Below are 15194 nucleotides of genomic sequence, written 5' to 3' on the forward strand. Positions count from 1 at the left end.
ATTGATTTAAGTCCTCCTGATTCACCTGATAAGTATTCTAGTACTAATTTTATTTTAAATTCTTTTGTGTATTTTGGCATACAAAAACCCCTCCATCCGTATTCCGGATTTTGGGGTTCAGGTCATTATGAACTTTCCTTTTTAAATTATTTGTATTCATGATTTTCTAAAACATGGATTAAATCTTCATTAGTTTCTTTGCTTTTTTGAACTTCAAACATTCCCATATATGAATAAAAATCGAGCAAATACATATCTTTTATATCCTTATCTATCTCTGAATCCGATAAGTTTTCTCCATTCATTACCAATGATTTTTTAATATAATTTTTTATATCTTTTTGGGATAGTTTAGTTTGATAATTTGCTGATTCTATCATATCTTCACTAACTTCTTTTTCTACAATATAGCCTTTATTATCCTTATGCAATAAAATTCTTACAATTCCGCCTTCTCCAGATTTCTTATCCTTAGTAGAAATCCATGTCTTCACTAAAACTAAAATTTTGTCTTTACTTTCATACTTATCCAATATTTTCAACTCGGATAATTCATAATACTTATAATCTGGTTTTTTAGCTAAAAATTTTTCAAGACTTTCACTCAATCTAATTTTATTTGTATCTTTTTCCAGCTTGTAGTATTTTTGCGTAAAAAACATTTTTACGGTCTCATTAATATCAGCTTTATCCTTTTCATCATTAGCAACTTTTGCTGTTTCGTTTTGATTTGCTACATGCTCGTCGTTTCTAATTTCTTGTTTTTGACAAGATGATAAAAGTAACAACATCATAATAACAAGAGTGATTGTTTTTCTTAATTTACCTATAGCCATATGAACCCCTAATATTCTTTCATGATTATCACTTCAATTTTATTTTAGTTAAACGATTTTTAGTTGTCAACTATTTATTTGTCATTTTATCTTTCAAAATTCAACCTTAGGTTACAATAAGTCTACGATTGTGATTTGTTCAAAATCATTTGTCCAAATCTGTTATAATAATATAGTCAGGGGGAATTTATGAAAAAGAAATTTACATTAGTGTTATTATCACTACTTATGGTAATAACTTTAAGCGCTTGCTCTCAAGCAAAAGAAAAAGTGAGCCTATTAAACGATTTTAGAAAAACAACTGAATGGAAGAACCAATCTTATGAGTTTAAGAACGAAACTTCCAAGCTAAAAGAAATCAAAGTCAAAGCAACACAAGACAAATCAACAGGAGTTGCAATGGCAACTGTTACAAGTGATGTAGCTCAATTAGCAGGTCAAGGCAATAATTTGGGAGAACTACACTTCGCAATCCAAGATGGAAAAGCGTATTTGAATTACGATGCATTTGCTAACAATCTTCCACCAAAAATGAAGGAAGCTTTGATTCAAAAAAACTTGTACTTCAATGTTACACAAATTTTGCAAAAATTAACTGAACAAAATTTCCAAGCTACAACTGTAAGAGATTTCACAGTGTTCATGCCACTTTTATCATCTAATACGAAATTCCAAGTTAAAATCGCAAAAGATTTCGTTGTCGACAACAAGGAATTGAAGGTTACAGATGATGGCAACCACAAATACTCTGTGAATTTGACTGGTGAACAATGGGCAAAAGTTATGGAATATTCAAGAAAAACTTTATTGAAAAACTTCAAAGAATACGCCAAACTTGCCAAGGGAAGTGATCTTACAGACCAAGAACAACAAAAAATCCAAGAAATTGAAAACAATCTAAAATCAGACCAATCCAAAAAAGAATTCGAAGACAAAATGAACACATTAAAGACAACTAACAAAGACGATATGTATAATTTAACATTTGAATTCAAGGACAAATCATACGATGTTAACTTAAAATCAACTCCAAAATCAAAAGATACTGAAAGCATTAACATCTCACTAAATTCAAAAGAAGATACATCAATCAATAATCCAAAAGTTCAAGTGGATAATGGTCCATTTGAATACATGCAACAATTTTTGAATGTAAAATAGAACTAAAAAAATCCCGAAATTCAACAGAGTTTCGGGATTTGTTGTGTTTATTTGTATATTTCTTGTAATAAATTATCCAATCTAACTAATGCGTCTTTTACGACTTGTGTAGGAGCTGCGACATTGAACCTTACGAATCCATCACATTCACCGAAGAATCTTCCGTCAGTAAATACCAAATCAGCTTTTTCACCCAATGTTTTAAGCAAATCATCGCTATTTAATCCCAAACATCTGAAATCCATCCACATAACGTAAGTCGCTTGAAGATGATTTACGATAATTTTAGGATATTTTTCTTGGAAGAAATCGTAGACGATTTTTTGGTTAGTATCTATGACTTCGATTAATTCGTCAAGCCAGTCTTCAGCTTCATCAAAAGCCAATTGTGTAGCTTCAAGTCCCATAACATTGACAGTGTTGCTTCTCATTATATCCAATGTTTTCTTGTATTGAACCATCATTTCAGGATCTGAGATAATTGTGTATCCACAGCAAAGCCCAGCCAAATTAAAAGCTTTTGTAGCAGATTGGCACACAACAGCTTTTTCGACTAATTTTCTATCCAAAGAAAGCACAGATGTGTGAGTGTTTCCCGGCATAACAATATCTTGCCAAATCTCATCAACCACAACAATCACATCATTATCATTCGCAATCTTGATTACTTTTTCCAAATCATCCTTGCTCCACAAAATTCCACCCGGATTGTGAGGGTTACAAAGAATAACCATTTTGTTTTCAGACTTTCTGCATTCTGATTCGAATTTTTCAAAATCAATTGAGTAATTGTTGCGTTCGTCAGAAATCAAAGGAACATCAGCCATAACTCTTTCATTAAATTCAATGGCAAATCTGAATGGACCATACACCGGTCTCATAATCATTACAGAATCACCTTTTTTCGTGAAAGCACTTACTGCAGCAAAAAATCCATCTACAACAGTTGGAACTTCGACAATCCATTCTTTTTTGATATCTGCATTGTGGCGTTTCTTGTCCCAATTTATAATGCTGTTGTAAAATCTGTCTGTAGGAGAGCAATATCCCAAAACCAAATTATCTAAGCGTTTTTTCAAACCATCGATAATTTCTGGTGCGTTTTTGAATTCCATATCCGCAACGCTAAATGGAACTACATCTTTTTTCATATTAGGAAATTGTTCGCTTCTTACAGCCCATTTTCTAGATCCCATTTCGTTTCTGTCACTAATCGTTTCAAAATCGTATTTCATCATAATCTCCTTATTATAAATTAATCCTTCCTTTTTCAGTATAACACAAGACAACAAAAAAAGAGGATATAATCCCCTTTTATGTCAAATTATTCTGTTAATTCAGATGTACAATGTGGACATCTAGTAGCAGTAATGTCGATTTCACTCTTGCAATATGGGCAAGTTTTTGTTGTTGGATCGGCTGCTGGTTCTTTATGCAAAGCATCACGACCTTTGTTAATAGCCTTAACCATCAAGAAAACAACAAATGCTATAATGATAAATTTAACCAAAGCATCCAAGAATAAACCATATTGTAACTTAACACCTGCAACAGTTGCTGCCATTTCCTTCATATTAACACCAGCTGTTGCTGCTCCAATCAAAGGTGCTATAAGACCGTTGATAAGTCCGTCGACCATTTCCTTAACAGCAGCACCCATGATAACGGCAACTGCCAAATCCATTACATTACCTTCAGTAATGAATTTCTTAAATTCTTTTAACATAATACCTCCTATAAAATCTATTCATTCATTAAATTCATTTTTTCCTTTTGTAAATTATACACTTCTTTTTTCAATTGCTTAATAGCAGCGTCGCAATTTCTCTTGTTATTGAGAATTTGCATTTGAACAACAGAATCAAAAACTTTGTTATCAAAATAATCTGCCAAGAAAAATGTCTTCTTATATCTGAAACCAACGCTTGGTTTCTTGTCCAAATCAATCATAATATTGTTGAACTTTCTAATCGCCAAGTCAGCCTTCTTCGCTTGATTCTTCGCCTTTTTTAAATTCGATCTTTTAATCATAGTAGTAATAGTCTTACCCTTGAAAATATCGAAAATTCCCCATCCTGATGCTGTACCCAAATAAGATTGTACCTCATTCAAGCTAGCTATAGCAATTTCTCCAAGCTTAATAGCTTCGTTTATATTATATAATCTAGATCCTACTTTTGCTCTTAACATAATAATCTTCCTTTCCTTTATTATTTATACCCTTAAATAATAATTTTAAGCAAGGAAAAATCAAATAAGATTTATATTTTATTAATCAAGCAAAAATCAACCACTGATTTGATTGACATATATAAAAAATATAGCAAACCTTTCATGCTAAGAATATCATACGGAAAAAATTGTCATGATTTCAAATCGAATAAATCCGTCAAAATCGGACTGCGTAAGCTTCAGCGTGCTTGCGATTTTAGGATTTTGAGATTTAGAAATCATCAATTTTTGAAGTCTAGATATTCGTGTATGATGGTTTGCTGCTCTTAATTAACCACTCTCGTGATTGATTTCTCATTTATTTGTATTTTTGTTGTTGTTTATTAATCAATTCCACATCTTCAAAGTAGTTAATTCCCATCGCAGATTTTACTTTCTTCAAAGTTTCTGCTCCAACTTCTCTGGCATCTTCTGATCCTTTTAACAACATATCGAAGATTTCTGGAATATTTTGTTCGTAGTGTTTTCTTTTTTCTCTGATTGGAGATAATTCTTTTTGCAAAATATTGTTCAAGAATTTTTTGATTTTGACATCGCCAAGTCCACCACGTCTGTAATGATCTTTTAATTCGTCCAAATTTTTGTAATCTGGAAGAAATTCTGAGAAATCATCGTCTGTACAGAAAGCGTCCAAATAAGTGAACACTGTGTTTCCCTCAACTTTTCCGGGATCTGTAATTTGAATGTGGTTAGGATCTGTGAACATACTCATTACTTTTGATTTGACATCTTTTTCAGAATCCGACAAATAGATACAGTTACCTAATGATTTACTCATCTTAGCTTTGCCGTCTAATCCTGGAAGTCTGGAACAGATTTTATTGTCAGGAATTACAGCTTTTGGTTCAACCAAAACTTCTGAGTAATAGTTGTTGAATGTTCTTACAATTTCACGTGTTTGTTCCAACATTGGAAGCTGGTCTTCTCCAACAGGAACTATGTTTGCATTAAAAAGCGTTATGTCTGCTGCTTGGCTGATTGGATAAGTCAAAAATCCAACAGGAATGCTCGCTCCAAATTCTTTTTGTTTGATTTCTGCTTTAACTGTAGGATTTCTTTCGAGTCTTGAAAGTGTAACCAAGTTCATATAATAAAACATCAATTCTGTTAGTTGTTCAACGTGTGATTGCACAAAAATCGTAACTTTATTAGGATCAATTCCACAACTTAAATAATCAAGCGCAACTTCAATGATATTGTCACGGACTTTGTCTGGATTGTTAAAATTGTCAGTCAAAGCTTGTGCATCGGCAATCATGACATACATCTTGTCGAAATCTCCTTTGTTTTGTATGATAACTCTGTTTTTTAATGAGCCTACGTAATGACCCAAATGTAATTTTCCTGTTGGTCTGTCACCTGTAAGTATTATATTTCCCATTTTTACTCCTTGTTAAAAATTTTCTCGTAATGTTGATTTGCTCTGTTCAATTTGGATATTATTTTGTCTTTTCTTGGATAATTTATCTCTGAATTGAGGACTTGTTTAACTGGAACTACGACATATCTTGTAGTCACATTATCTGTGTATTTGTCTACATAGTATGGCTTATTTTCGAAACTTTTTACAGTTGTCTTGTCCCCAATTTTCTCAATTTTAATATCCGAGTACACTCCAATCTCTACACCGTAATATTGTCCGTAGGATTCTCTTTGATCTGAAACTAGATTTCCCATTGAATAAACACAATATGATTTTTTGCCGTCGTTTTCAATAACATCAGCCTTTTGTATTGTGTGCGGGTGCGATCCTATCACCAAGTCAACTCCCATATCTGAAAGTTTCTTGAACGTGTTTTTCTGATAAGAGTTAGGATAATCAGAATATTCCTCTCCCCAATGCATGTAGCACATTATCACATCTGCGTGATTTTGCTTTAAATAATCCACATCTTTTTGGATTTGTTCCATGTTTATTATATTTACCGCGGTGTCTCTTCCGGAATTAAGCATAGAATTTTCAAATCCATTGAGCATTTGTGTATATGAGAAAAATCCAACCTTTATCCCTTTCACATCGATAATAAGTGGATTGGTCGATTCGTTCTCCTTGAACGTTCCAGTTCTTTTCAAACCGTATTTTTCAATTGTATTGATTGTGTGGTCAATTCCTTTCAGTCTTCTATCGTAAGAATGATTATTGGCAGTGCTCACCACATCAAAGCCTGTATCTTTTAAAGCTTTTATAACATTTTCGTGCGTTGCAAATTCTGGATAACCACTCATGTCTGATTCATTCTTCGCAATAGTCGTCTCCAAATTGACTATGGATAAATCACTCTTACCCACAATGTCTTTAATAACCGCAAAAGAATCCGAAAAATCATAATTTGTAGCTTTTGCTTGGCGAATTTGAGTTATGTGATTCATATAATCTCCCCAACAAGTTATGGTTATCTCTTTCTTTTCCAGATTTTTATTTTCTTTTTCGTTATCTGATTTTTTATTTGATTTTTCTTCTGCTTTTGTAACACTTTTCACTTGAGAACTCTTTTGTGATGCTTGGATTGGAGATTTCCCAGAAATTTCTGAATATCTAAAGCCAATCACACCAACTAAAATCACTATAAGAAAAGCCAATGCAACAGTTGTCTTTTTTCCCTTCATTTTATCCTCACTTATGATATGGTAAATTGTTGATTATTCTGAAACTTCGGTAAATTTGTTCCAACAAAATCAGCCTCATCAGTTGATGTGGAAATGTAAACTTGGAAAAAGAAAGCGCATAATCGCTCCTGTCAAGTACACTTTTTCCCAGTCCCAACGATCCACCGATAACAAAACAAATATTAGAATGACCTTGTACAGTTAAATTTTCAATCTTGGCGGCTAATTTTTCGCTAGTAAGTTGATTTCCCAAAATCTCAAGCGTAATCACGTAGTGATTATCCTTGATTTTCGACAAGATTTTCTCCGCTTCCTTGTCCTTCACAATCTCCTTTTCACTGTCGGACAAATTCTCTGCAGCACTCAAATCATCAACCTCAATTATGTTTAGCTTGCAGTGCGCAGATAATCTTTTCGAAAATTCAGCAATGCCTAGTTTTATGTATTTTTCCTTAACCTTACCCACCGAAATTATATCGATATTCAAAATAATCACAACCTTTTTACTTTAATAAGTATATCATATATTGATTGGGAGTATAAAATAATAATTTTTTAAGCAAATAAAAAACCCACAGACAAAAATCTGTGGGAATAATTTCGAAAAAACTATCTCTTACTGAATTGTGGAGATTTACGAGCTTTTTTAAGACCGTATTTCTTTCTTTCCTTTTTACGAGGGTCTCTAGTTAAGAAACCTGCTCTTTTTAATTCAGCTCTGTAGTCTGGGTCAACTTCTAATAAAGCACGAGCAACACCATGTCTAATAGCACCTGCTTGACCAGTGTATCCGCCACCTTTTACATTAACAGTAACATCATAGCTTTCAGCATTGTTAGTTAATTCCAAAGCTTCTTTAGCTATAACTCTTAATGTATCGAAGTTAAAGTATTCACTTATATCTTTTTTGTTAATTGTGAATTTTCCACTTCCTGGTACTAAAGTAACTCTAGCAACAGAAGTTTTTCTTCTACCAGTTCCTTGATATCTATTATTAGCCATTTAATTACCTCCTACTTAATTTCCAAAACTTCAGGGTTTTGAGCGATGTGATCGTGATCAGCGCCTCTGTAAACTCTTAATTTTTTAGCCATTTGACGACCTAAAGAGTTGTGAGGAAGCATACCAACGATAGCATGAGTTACAGCTCTTTCTGGATCTTTCTTCATTAAGTCTTTGTAGGTAATTGATTTAAGACCACCAGCATATCCTGTGTAATGTCTTAATTCTTTTTGTTCTAATTTTTTACCTGTTAATTTAACTTTTTCTGCATTAATTACGATTACGTAATCTCCAACATCCGCATTAGGAGTAAACATTGGTTTGTTTTTTCCTCTTAAAATAGAAGCAACTTCAGTAGATAATCTACCTAAAACAACATCTGTTGCGTCTACTACATACCATTTTCTTTGGATGTCATCTTTCTTAGGTATATAAGTTTTCATTCAATTCATCCTTTCCTTTATTTACAATATTTGGCTACTTGGACATCGCTGCCAAAAAGCGATTGTTTTCTCACCGGGAATTTAGACACGTCGCACACCCGGCCATCGGCGACTTTCTGTATTGCATAAAAGGAAATGACTCCTTTTACATACCAAAATATTATATACTCTCTTGATATAATTGTCAACTATTTTATTGTAAAACACAACCACACACATTCATCGCTTGTGCTTTTCACTTCGTGAACGACATTTTTCGGAATAAAATACGTATCCATTTCCTTAAGTCTCACATCTTTTCCTTCTACATTTAACATCGCATCCCCCTTAATCACGACAACAAATTCGTCAAAATCCTGATTGTACGGCCCAGATGTTTCGTTTTTTGATTGTATTCTGTGAATATCAAACTTTTCATTTCTAACAATTGTATCCTTAATAATATGATTTTCATCAAAATTCAAATCTTCTAGTAAATTCATAAAATTCTCCTAATATATCTTAATAATTTCCCCAAAACTCATCACAAAAATCTTCACATCCACATCAATTCTCTCAATAATATCCATCGCATTTTCAATGTCTTGTTTTGTGTCTGCCTTATTCAAAATCAAAAATTTTTTCGCATCGTACGAATTTTTGAACAGACCACAATTAGAATTGATGATTTCTGCGTAGCTTTCTGTCGTCAAAGTATTGGGATTTCCAATAATTTTCTCCATATATTCTTTTCTGTGACAAAATCTCTCATCAAAAGGCTTGTCCACACTATCAAGTCCCATCACACCAACGCAATGCGTGATATTTCTAGGATTTACAGGCTCATCTTCACGTGGAGCTTTGATTGATCTTGTCTTTGCCCCATCCGTTTCCAAAATTATATTGGAAAACAATCCTTCATCAAAAATTTTGTCGAAAAATTCCGGCTCAAATCCTATTTCTTTTGTGTCTGTACGTGATTTTGATGCAAAATATATTTTCCCGTCCACAATTTTCGCATTATCATCGAATTTGTACAAATAATCAAATTTATCTTCACTCACAATCCCCATCTTCGTCGTCGTACTCACAATGGATGCTTCATTCATTGATTTGAACTCATTTGCAAGCAAAAAAACGCTCGAAGTTTTCCCACCAGCACCTTGAATCGCTATCATGTTTTTATCTTTCAAACTCATAAACTCCAACATAATATCACCATTTTTATTATCTCACAAAATTTTCAAATACAAAACCCAATTGAAAATCTGCACCAATGAATTATAATTAATATATAATAATATATTAAGGAAGGCATTTATGAAAATAGGATTTAGAACACCAAGCTTGAAGAAATCATTCAAAGCAAGAACAACTTCAAAGTACAAAAGACAACTAAAGTCTGCAATCGACCCAACTTATGGAAAAAAAGGAGTTGGTTGGATTAAAAACCCCAAAAAAGCACTTTATAACAAGATTTATAACAAAACAACAAGAAGTATATTTGATATTTTCAAGTAAATAAACATAAAACAGAGGTACACATGAAAAAATTTCTAAAATTATTTGGCATAGCATTTGCAATCGGGATAGCCATGCTAATCATAAGCCTTGCCTTTAAAATCGACGACAAAGTAATGATTAAATATTATTGGATAATCGGTGGAGTTGTCTTGGCAATCATTTTAATCGTAAACACAATTTATTACTCCTACAAAACAAACGAATTGAAACATTCAATGAAACTGTTTGAAGAAATGAAATACAAAGATTTCGTCAACGAATTAGAACCTAAAATTCCCAAAATCAAAAACCAACACATCCAAACAGTGATGAAAATGAATTTGGGCGCTGGATATTTGGAACTTAATGAACCAAATAAAACATTGTCAACTTATGAAACAATTTCAAAAGACCAATTGAAAAATCAAGACCTTCAATTGATATATTGGCTCAATACAATGATCGCCCACTTCAAATTGAACGATCAAATTAAGTTTAATGAGCTATTCACAACACACGAAAAACTTTTAAAACAATTTGAAAACAGTCCAAATTACGGCGAAAACATCAAACAATTGTATATAATGAAAAACATATTTGACGATGATTTTGTATTGGCAAGAAAAAACTTAAACAAATTGAAATCAAAATCCACAAACCCGAGATTCAAAAAAGAATACAAAAGATTGGAAAATATAATCAAACAACACGAAAAATAAAGGCTGTGAGCGTGAACTCATAGCCTTTTTCATTTCTAACTTTTCTTCAAATTAAATGTCCTATCTCCCTTAGCCAACACCAAGAAATATCCTACAACTGTATAAATCACGCAGATTGCTAAGGCTACTAATCCTATGTTGAAATTCAATTTTATTTGAAGTATTATTATTCCCCAAAAAAGTAACGATTCGAATGTGTTGAGTATTGAGTAGACTACGTTTTTACTTTTGAGTCCTACTGTGAATGGTTGAAGTAGCATGTACATGTAGAGTTGTTTTACTGATTGATACAAGTAGATTATGATGACTGCGACTGTGGCTTTTATTATCAAATCTGTTGTGTTTAATTTTGCGGCGAATATCCAACTTATTATCAATAATAACACTAATCCAAATGTAGGTGCGTTGTCTTTTAAATTTTGTTTTATTCTAAAATTTAGTGTGTCTTTTATGTTTTGTTTATTGGCGTAAATCATTTGTTTCATCAAATATCTATCCATATTCAAGAACATAAATCTATTGAATGATTCTGGAACTGCTATTTGTATTCCGAAATACAACAAGATTATCGGAAATACTGACACTAATATTTTCAAATCACTTGGTTTGGGATTAATTGTGAGTCCTCTTAGTACGATAAATCCAATTACACCAACAGCCAAAATTATTCCCGAACGAATTAGAATCATTTTTTTGTATTTGTGTTTGAATCTGTAGCGGAATATTTTGTTGATGTATTCAATCCCGTTGTAATTATCGTAAATTTTCCCGTTTTCTTGTGCTATTTTTTCGTCGTCGATTTGGTATGCGACCGTGTTGATATCCTTAAATGTGTTGTCGCGATCGATTATAGATTTGTTTGTGATTTCAATTCTAGCGATGTGTCTGATTTTTTCTGTTTTATGAATGAAAATCGCACCGACAATATATGCAACAATTCCGAAAATAAGCGCGTAAGTTGAATAAAATATTTGTACGAAGATTTTGGATTTCGTGCTGTACAATACCAAAAGTCCCATTCCCAATAGCAAAATCGCCCACATGCAGAAGTAGTTTTCGGTTAAGTGTTTGGGGCTTTTAGTCGAATACGCACAAATATTGATGTATTTGATTAGTTTTCTAAATCCAAGGCAGAATACAGTGATATTCATTGCATTCATTGGGTTGATGTCGAATATAGCAAAAAATATCGCAAATATTATTCCTGAGATTGCAAAGCTAATGTCCGATAAATAATCCTGCAAAACTGTGTATTTTTTGGCATCGAGTTTGAGCGCTTTGACACAAATAGAATCCTCATTATCGAAGCTTACGTACATAAATTGTGAAATCATACTTCCAATAACAGCTGACAGATAAAACAAAGATATCATTATATTTTCTTGAATACTGCCTTTGAAAATCTTTGCTGTTCCTATAGTTGCAATGCCGTAAACTAATGCACAGTACAAAATTTTGTAAAGTATTGTCTTTAATACAAATGAAATGTAGAAAATCGCAGAATATCCAAAGCTCAACACGTCATTTCCGTAAATATCCGCAGGAATAATCTTCTTGAAAATTGAAAGTTTACGAAGTTGATACATTGTCTGATTGAGCTTCATCTTCATAACTAATCTCAAATAAGTGCTAAGATAATTACTCATCAGACTCATCCTTTAAAATGTCGTAAAGTTCTGCGTCGAATTTCTCATCGTTTTTGTCCAAATCCAATTTTTGTAACTTTTTGTGATGAAGCAACACAATTTCTTCGCTCATTTGTTTTGCCAAATCCAACATATGCGTAGACAAAACAATAATTCTTCCTTGTGATTTCAATTCCATCAACAATTTTTTGATTTGCGTACTGATTACAACATCCAAGCTTGTCAATGGCTCATCTAAAAGCAAGACTTTCGGTCTTGAGATGAACAGTGTTATCAAAGATATTTTACTTTTCATTCCGTGTGAATAATCTTTGATGAGTCTATTTTGATCTTTCTTGGAAAATTCCATCATTTCCATGTAATCTTCCACTGATTTTATGTCCTGTGGGGCGTTAATATCTCTAAAAAACTTGATATACTCATATCCTGTTAGAAATTCCGGCAAGAAATTTTCAGAAAAAAGCATCCCTATGTCTTCTTTTTTTAGTTTTTCGATTCCTCCATTATTTTCCAAATAAAATTCTCCTGAATCAAAATCTATCTCATCGTATAAGACGTTGAACAAAGTAGTCTTACCTGCTCCATTCCTACCCAAAACAGAAGTGATGACTCCTTCTTTGAATTCGTAATTTACTTCATCGAGTACCAATTTGTCGTCGTATTTTTTAGTCAAATTTTTGATTACTAATTTCATTTTATCCTCCTGTTTACTATTGTATTAATTATACCATACATTTGGTGTATTGTTAAAATATGCTATAATTATTTTACAGAGGTGCGTATGCAAGAATATAAAAATATAATTTTGGTGTCACATTGTTTATTGAACGAACTTGCTGTTGTAAAAAACGATGCTGGCAGAAAAGATAATTTGAGTTTGATCAAAAATTTAATGAAAATGAACGTTGGAATATTCCAATTACCTTGTCCAGAAAATAGAATGTACGGGCCCAATCGCTGGGGAAGCGTGTACGAACAATTCGACAATAATTTTTACAGACAAACAAGCCGTGATTTATTAAGCCCAATTGTCAACGAAATCTCCGATTATATCAAGGACGGAGTAAATTTTTTAGGAGTTATAGGAATAGACGGTTCTCCTAGCTGTGGAATCGGGCTTACTTGCAAATCAGAAGAATTCAAAGGAGAAATCTCCGCTATAAAAGACATTGCTCATTGTGTAAATTCCGTAGAAATGACAGATGACAAAGGCGTTTTCATGGAAGAATTGGAAAAATTATTCGAAAACAAAAATATCGAGTCAAAATTTTACGGCTATAATGACAGAAACGTAGATGAAATAACAGAAAAAATCGAACAATCTATAAAAAAATAACGCATTTTGTATGCGTTATTTTTAATTTTAAATTTAAATTTCTACAATTTATCAAGACGTGTTATCAAAAAATAAAAGTGTGATATAATTGAGATATAGAATAAATAAAGGAGATTTGTTATGAATTTAAAAAAGAAATTATTAGTAGCAGCTCTTGCTACAGCTATGGTTTTCCCAACAGTATCTATGGCTTCAAAATTAAACGTTCAAAGATACTCAGGAAGTAGCCGTGTTGAAACTGCAGTTAACGTTAGTAAGGACCAATTCTCATCAGCAAAGTCAGCTATTTTGGTTAACCAATTAGCATTCCCTGATGCTTTAAGTGCAACAGTTCTAAGCAAAGGAACTATGCCAGTATTATTCTCTGAATCAAATAACATCAGCGCTGATACATTGAACCAATTAAAATCAATGGGTGTTGAAAATGTTTATGTTTTGGGTGGAGAAAAATCCGTATCAAACGCAGTTGTAAATTCTGTAAAATCAGCTACTAACGCTAAAGTAGTTAGAATTAACGGAGCTGACAGATACAAAACAAACGCTCAAACAATCAAAGACAACGTAAAACAAACTTCAGAAGTTGTAATCGCAAGTGGCGAAATCTACGTTGACGCATTATACGGAGTAAGCTATGCAAACAAAGTTAACGCTCCAGTTATGTTAGTTCAAAAGAACAACATTCCAGCTGAAACTTTGAAAGTTTTAAAATCTATGAATGTAACTAGAATTACAATCATCGGTGGAGAAAAAACTATCACTCCTAAACTAGAAAAAGAATTATCAGAAATAGCTGTAGTAGACAGAATCGCTGGATCAAACAGATACGAAGGTTCATTGAAAGTAGCTAAGGAAGTTTACGGAGATAAGCTTCAAACTGCATTAGTAGCTAGTGGAGAAAACTTCGCAGACGCATTAGTAGCTGCACCAGTAAGTCAAAAATTGGACGCTCCAATCTTACTTGCATCCAAAAATTCAGTAGAAAGTTCTATCGTTTCTTACTTAAGAGACAACAAAGAATTAGCAAACATCAAAGTATTTGGTGGAGTTAACGCTATTGGATCAAAAGTATTCAAAGATTTGGAAAACTCATATTATACTGTAGGTGAAAACGGAGAAAAAGTTATCGACGGTGGTACAATCATCGTAGAAAAAGTTAAAAACAATTCTACTGACAAACCAACTGCAACAACTCCTGTTGAAACTGGAACACAAAAATAATCTATAAAAAATAAAACTGTGTGAAGTCAAATTCACACAGTTTTTTTGATTTAATTTAACCTAAAATTTAAAAATATTTTACATATAAAAAATAATCAATTGATATAATCATATTAGGATAATCTAAACATAAAAATTGTCTTTATAAAATGTTTTTGTTAATTTTTTTGACTTATGAAAGGATGAAAATGAATAAGAAAATTTTGAGAATTATCGTTGGATTAATATGGATATTAGTCGCTGTTTTTTCTTACAGAAGAGGTAACAATATCGCAACAATCGCATTGGCATTACTTGGACTTGTATTTATTTTTATGGGACTTAAATCATCTGACACATCTTCAAACAAATAAAAAATGCATCATTAGTAGTAGAAGCTACAATGATGACCTGAACCCCAAAATCCGGAATACGGATGGAGGGGTTTTTGTATGCCAAAATACACAAAAGAATTTAAAATAAAATTAGTACTAGAATACTTATCAGGTGAATCAGGAGGACTTAAATCAATA

General features: G+C 32.5%; 19 protein-coding genes. 6 read left to right on the forward strand and 13 right to left on the reverse strand.

Going from position 1 to position 15194, the window contains the following annotated elements; genetic code table 11:
- Positions 1-146: 146 nt before the first annotated feature.
- A complete protein-coding gene (locus ACU68U_RS08675) occupies positions 147-836 on the reverse strand; it encodes a hypothetical protein (protein WP_446763150.1) in 690 nt (229 codons plus the stop codon).
- A gap of 189 nt (positions 837-1025) precedes the next feature.
- Here ACU68U_RS08675 and ACU68U_RS08680 point away from each other — a divergent pair, with 189 nt between their 5' ends.
- Entirely contained in the window at positions 1026-1997 is a 972-nt protein-coding gene (locus tag ACU68U_RS08680; RefSeq protein ID WP_154253969.1) for a hypothetical protein, read from the forward strand.
- Positions 1998-2044: 47 nt separating this feature from the next.
- Here ACU68U_RS08680 and ACU68U_RS08685 read toward each other — a convergent pair whose 3' ends face one another.
- From ACU68U_RS08685 to yqeC, 10 genes are all read right to left on the reverse strand, one after another.
- Positions 2045-3232 (reverse strand): MalY/PatB family protein, encoded by a 1188-nt coding sequence (locus ACU68U_RS08685; protein WP_154253971.1) that lies wholly within the window; start codon positions 3230-3232, stop codon positions 2045-2047.
- 89 nt (positions 3233-3321) lie between these two features.
- The gene (gene mscL / locus ACU68U_RS08690) at positions 3322-3723 is read right to left on the reverse strand and encodes a large conductance mechanosensitive channel protein MscL (RefSeq protein ID WP_094207683.1); all 402 of its coding nucleotides are present in this window, start codon (positions 3721-3723) and stop codon (positions 3322-3324) included.
- Positions 3724-3740: 17 nt separating this feature from the next.
- The gene (locus ACU68U_RS08695; protein WP_094207684.1) at positions 3741-4187 is read right to left on the reverse strand and encodes a hypothetical protein; all 447 of its coding nucleotides are present in this window, start codon (positions 4185-4187) and stop codon (positions 3741-3743) included.
- A 340-nt stretch (positions 4188-4527) separates the two neighbouring features.
- The gene (gene trpS, locus ACU68U_RS08700) at positions 4528-5610 is read right to left on the reverse strand and encodes a tryptophan--tRNA ligase (RefSeq protein ID WP_446763151.1); all 1083 of its coding nucleotides are present in this window, start codon (positions 5608-5610) and stop codon (positions 4528-4530) included.
- Positions 5611-5612: 2 nt separating this feature from the next.
- The gene (locus ACU68U_RS08705) at positions 5613-6836 is read right to left on the reverse strand and encodes a CapA family protein (RefSeq protein WP_094207686.1); all 1224 of its coding nucleotides are present in this window, start codon (positions 6834-6836) and stop codon (positions 5613-5615) included.
- Positions 6837-6843: 7 nt separating this feature from the next.
- Positions 6844-7323 (reverse strand): 23S rRNA (pseudouridine(1915)-N(3))-methyltransferase RlmH, encoded by a 480-nt coding sequence (gene rlmH / locus ACU68U_RS08710; protein ID WP_002838033.1) that lies wholly within the window; start codon positions 7321-7323, stop codon positions 6844-6846.
- 122 nt (positions 7324-7445) lie between these two features.
- Positions 7446-7838 (reverse strand): 30S ribosomal protein S9, encoded by a 393-nt coding sequence (gene rpsI / locus ACU68U_RS08715; RefSeq protein WP_002838975.1) that lies wholly within the window; start codon positions 7836-7838, stop codon positions 7446-7448.
- Between the two features lie 11 nt (positions 7839-7849).
- A complete protein-coding gene (rplM, locus tag ACU68U_RS08720; protein ID WP_094204392.1) occupies positions 7850-8281 on the reverse strand; it encodes a 50S ribosomal protein L13 in 432 nt (143 codons plus the stop codon).
- Between the two features lie 188 nt (positions 8282-8469).
- Entirely contained in the window at positions 8470-8763 is a 294-nt protein-coding gene (locus ACU68U_RS08725; RefSeq protein WP_002835729.1) for a cupin domain-containing protein, read from the reverse strand.
- Positions 8764-8772: 9 nt separating this feature from the next.
- Positions 8773-9459 carry a selenium cofactor biosynthesis protein YqeC gene (gene yqeC, locus ACU68U_RS08730; RefSeq protein ID WP_242432458.1) on the reverse strand — a complete coding sequence of 229 codons (687 nt, stop codon included), beginning with the start codon at positions 9457-9459 and terminating at the stop codon, positions 8773-8775.
- Positions 9460-9580: 121 nt separating this feature from the next.
- Between yqeC and ACU68U_RS08735 the strand changes: the two genes are divergently transcribed.
- Positions 9581-9781 carry a hypothetical protein gene (locus tag ACU68U_RS08735; RefSeq protein ID WP_154271489.1) on the forward strand — a complete coding sequence of 67 codons (201 nt, stop codon included), beginning with the start codon at positions 9581-9583 and terminating at the stop codon, positions 9779-9781.
- A gap of 23 nt (positions 9782-9804) precedes the next feature.
- Entirely contained in the window at positions 9805-10482 is a 678-nt protein-coding gene (locus tag ACU68U_RS08740; RefSeq protein ID WP_154271490.1) for a hypothetical protein, read from the forward strand.
- Between the two features lie 35 nt (positions 10483-10517).
- On the opposite strand, the gene ACU68U_RS08745 is transcribed toward ACU68U_RS08740, so the two are convergent.
- Together ACU68U_RS08745 and ACU68U_RS08750 are read right to left on the reverse strand one after the other, a co-directional pair.
- Positions 10518-12128 carry a hypothetical protein gene (locus tag ACU68U_RS08745; RefSeq protein ID WP_446763152.1) on the reverse strand — a complete coding sequence of 537 codons (1611 nt, stop codon included), beginning with the start codon at positions 12126-12128 and terminating at the stop codon, positions 10518-10520.
- Positions 12121-12822: an ABC transporter ATP-binding protein gene (locus ACU68U_RS08750; protein WP_102164122.1), complete on the reverse strand. Its 702-nt coding sequence runs from the start codon at positions 12820-12822 to the stop codon at positions 12121-12123. Before ACU68U_RS08750 ends, ACU68U_RS08745 begins: the two co-directional genes overlap by 8 nt.
- An 87-nt stretch (positions 12823-12909) precedes the next feature.
- On the opposite strand from ACU68U_RS08750, the gene ACU68U_RS08755 reads away from it, so the two are divergent.
- The 3 genes from ACU68U_RS08755 to ACU68U_RS08765 all read left to right on the forward strand — a co-directional run bounded on the left by ACU68U_RS08755 (position 12910) and on the right by ACU68U_RS08765 (position 15035).
- Positions 12910-13464, forward strand: coding sequence for a CD3072 family TudS-related putative desulfidase (locus ACU68U_RS08755; protein WP_094208113.1), 555 nt, complete (start codon positions 12910-12912; stop codon positions 13462-13464).
- Between the two features lie 120 nt (positions 13465-13584).
- Positions 13585-14682: a cell wall-binding repeat-containing protein gene (locus ACU68U_RS08760; RefSeq protein ID WP_412701269.1), complete on the forward strand. Its 1098-nt coding sequence runs from the start codon at positions 13585-13587 to the stop codon at positions 14680-14682.
- Positions 14683-14870: 188 nt separating this feature from the next.
- Positions 14871-15035, forward strand: coding sequence for a hypothetical protein (locus tag ACU68U_RS08765; protein WP_446763153.1), 165 nt, complete (start codon positions 14871-14873; stop codon positions 15033-15035).
- Positions 15036-15194: the final 159 nt, after the last annotated feature.

The organism is Finegoldia sp. P3-F-LR, from assembly GCF_052932165.1.

What these genes read in the sequence shown, in the direction of transcription:
- ACU68U_RS08675 (WP_446763150.1), bottom strand. Translation starts at nt 836, where the DNA reads ATGGCTATAGGTAAATTAAGAAAAACAATCACTCTTGTTATTATGATG.
- ACU68U_RS08680 (WP_154253969.1), top strand. Translation starts at nt 1,026, where the DNA reads ATGAAAAAGAAATTTACATTAGTGTTATTATCACTACTTATGGTAATA.
- ACU68U_RS08685 (WP_154253971.1), bottom strand. Translation starts at nt 3,232, where the DNA reads ATGAAATACGATTTTGAAACGATTAGTGACAGAAACGAAATGGGATCT.
- mscL (WP_094207683.1), bottom strand. Translation starts at nt 3,723, where the DNA reads ATGTTAAAAGAATTTAAGAAATTCATTACTGAAGGTAATGTAATGGAT.
- ACU68U_RS08695 (WP_094207684.1), bottom strand. Translation starts at nt 4,187, where the DNA reads ATGTTAAGAGCAAAAGTAGGATCTAGATTATATAATATAAACGAAGCT.
- trpS (WP_446763151.1), bottom strand. Translation starts at nt 5,610, where the DNA reads ATGGGAAATATAATACTTACAGGTGACAGACCAACAGGAAAATTACAT.
- ACU68U_RS08705 (WP_094207686.1), bottom strand. Translation starts at nt 6,836, where the DNA reads ATGAAGGGAAAAAAGACAACTGTTGCATTGGCTTTTCTTATAGTGATT.
- rpsI (WP_002838975.1), bottom strand. Translation starts at nt 7,838, where the DNA reads ATGGCTAATAATAGATATCAAGGAACTGGTAGAAGAAAAACTTCTGTT.
- rplM (WP_094204392.1), bottom strand. Translation starts at nt 8,281, where the DNA reads ATGAAAACTTATATACCTAAGAAAGATGACATCCAAAGAAAATGGTAT.
- ACU68U_RS08725 (WP_002835729.1), bottom strand. Translation starts at nt 8,763, where the DNA reads ATGAATTTACTAGAAGATTTGAATTTTGATGAAAATCATATTATTAAG.
- yqeC (WP_242432458.1), bottom strand. Translation starts at nt 9,459, where the DNA reads ATGAGTTTGAAAGATAAAAACATGATAGCGATTCAAGGTGCTGGTGGG.
- ACU68U_RS08735 (WP_154271489.1), top strand. Translation starts at nt 9,581, where the DNA reads ATGAAAATAGGATTTAGAACACCAAGCTTGAAGAAATCATTCAAAGCA.
- ACU68U_RS08740 (WP_154271490.1), top strand. Translation starts at nt 9,805, where the DNA reads ATGAAAAAATTTCTAAAATTATTTGGCATAGCATTTGCAATCGGGATA.
- ACU68U_RS08745 (WP_446763152.1), bottom strand. Translation starts at nt 12,128, where the DNA reads ATGAGTAATTATCTTAGCACTTATTTGAGATTAGTTATGAAGATGAAG.
- ACU68U_RS08750 (WP_102164122.1), bottom strand. Translation starts at nt 12,822, where the DNA reads ATGAAATTAGTAATCAAAAATTTGACTAAAAAATACGACGACAAATTG.
- ACU68U_RS08755 (WP_094208113.1), top strand. Translation starts at nt 12,910, where the DNA reads ATGCAAGAATATAAAAATATAATTTTGGTGTCACATTGTTTATTGAAC.
- ACU68U_RS08760 (WP_412701269.1), top strand. Translation starts at nt 13,585, where the DNA reads ATGAATTTAAAAAAGAAATTATTAGTAGCAGCTCTTGCTACAGCTATG.
- ACU68U_RS08765 (WP_446763153.1), top strand. Translation starts at nt 14,871, where the DNA reads ATGAATAAGAAAATTTTGAGAATTATCGTTGGATTAATATGGATATTA.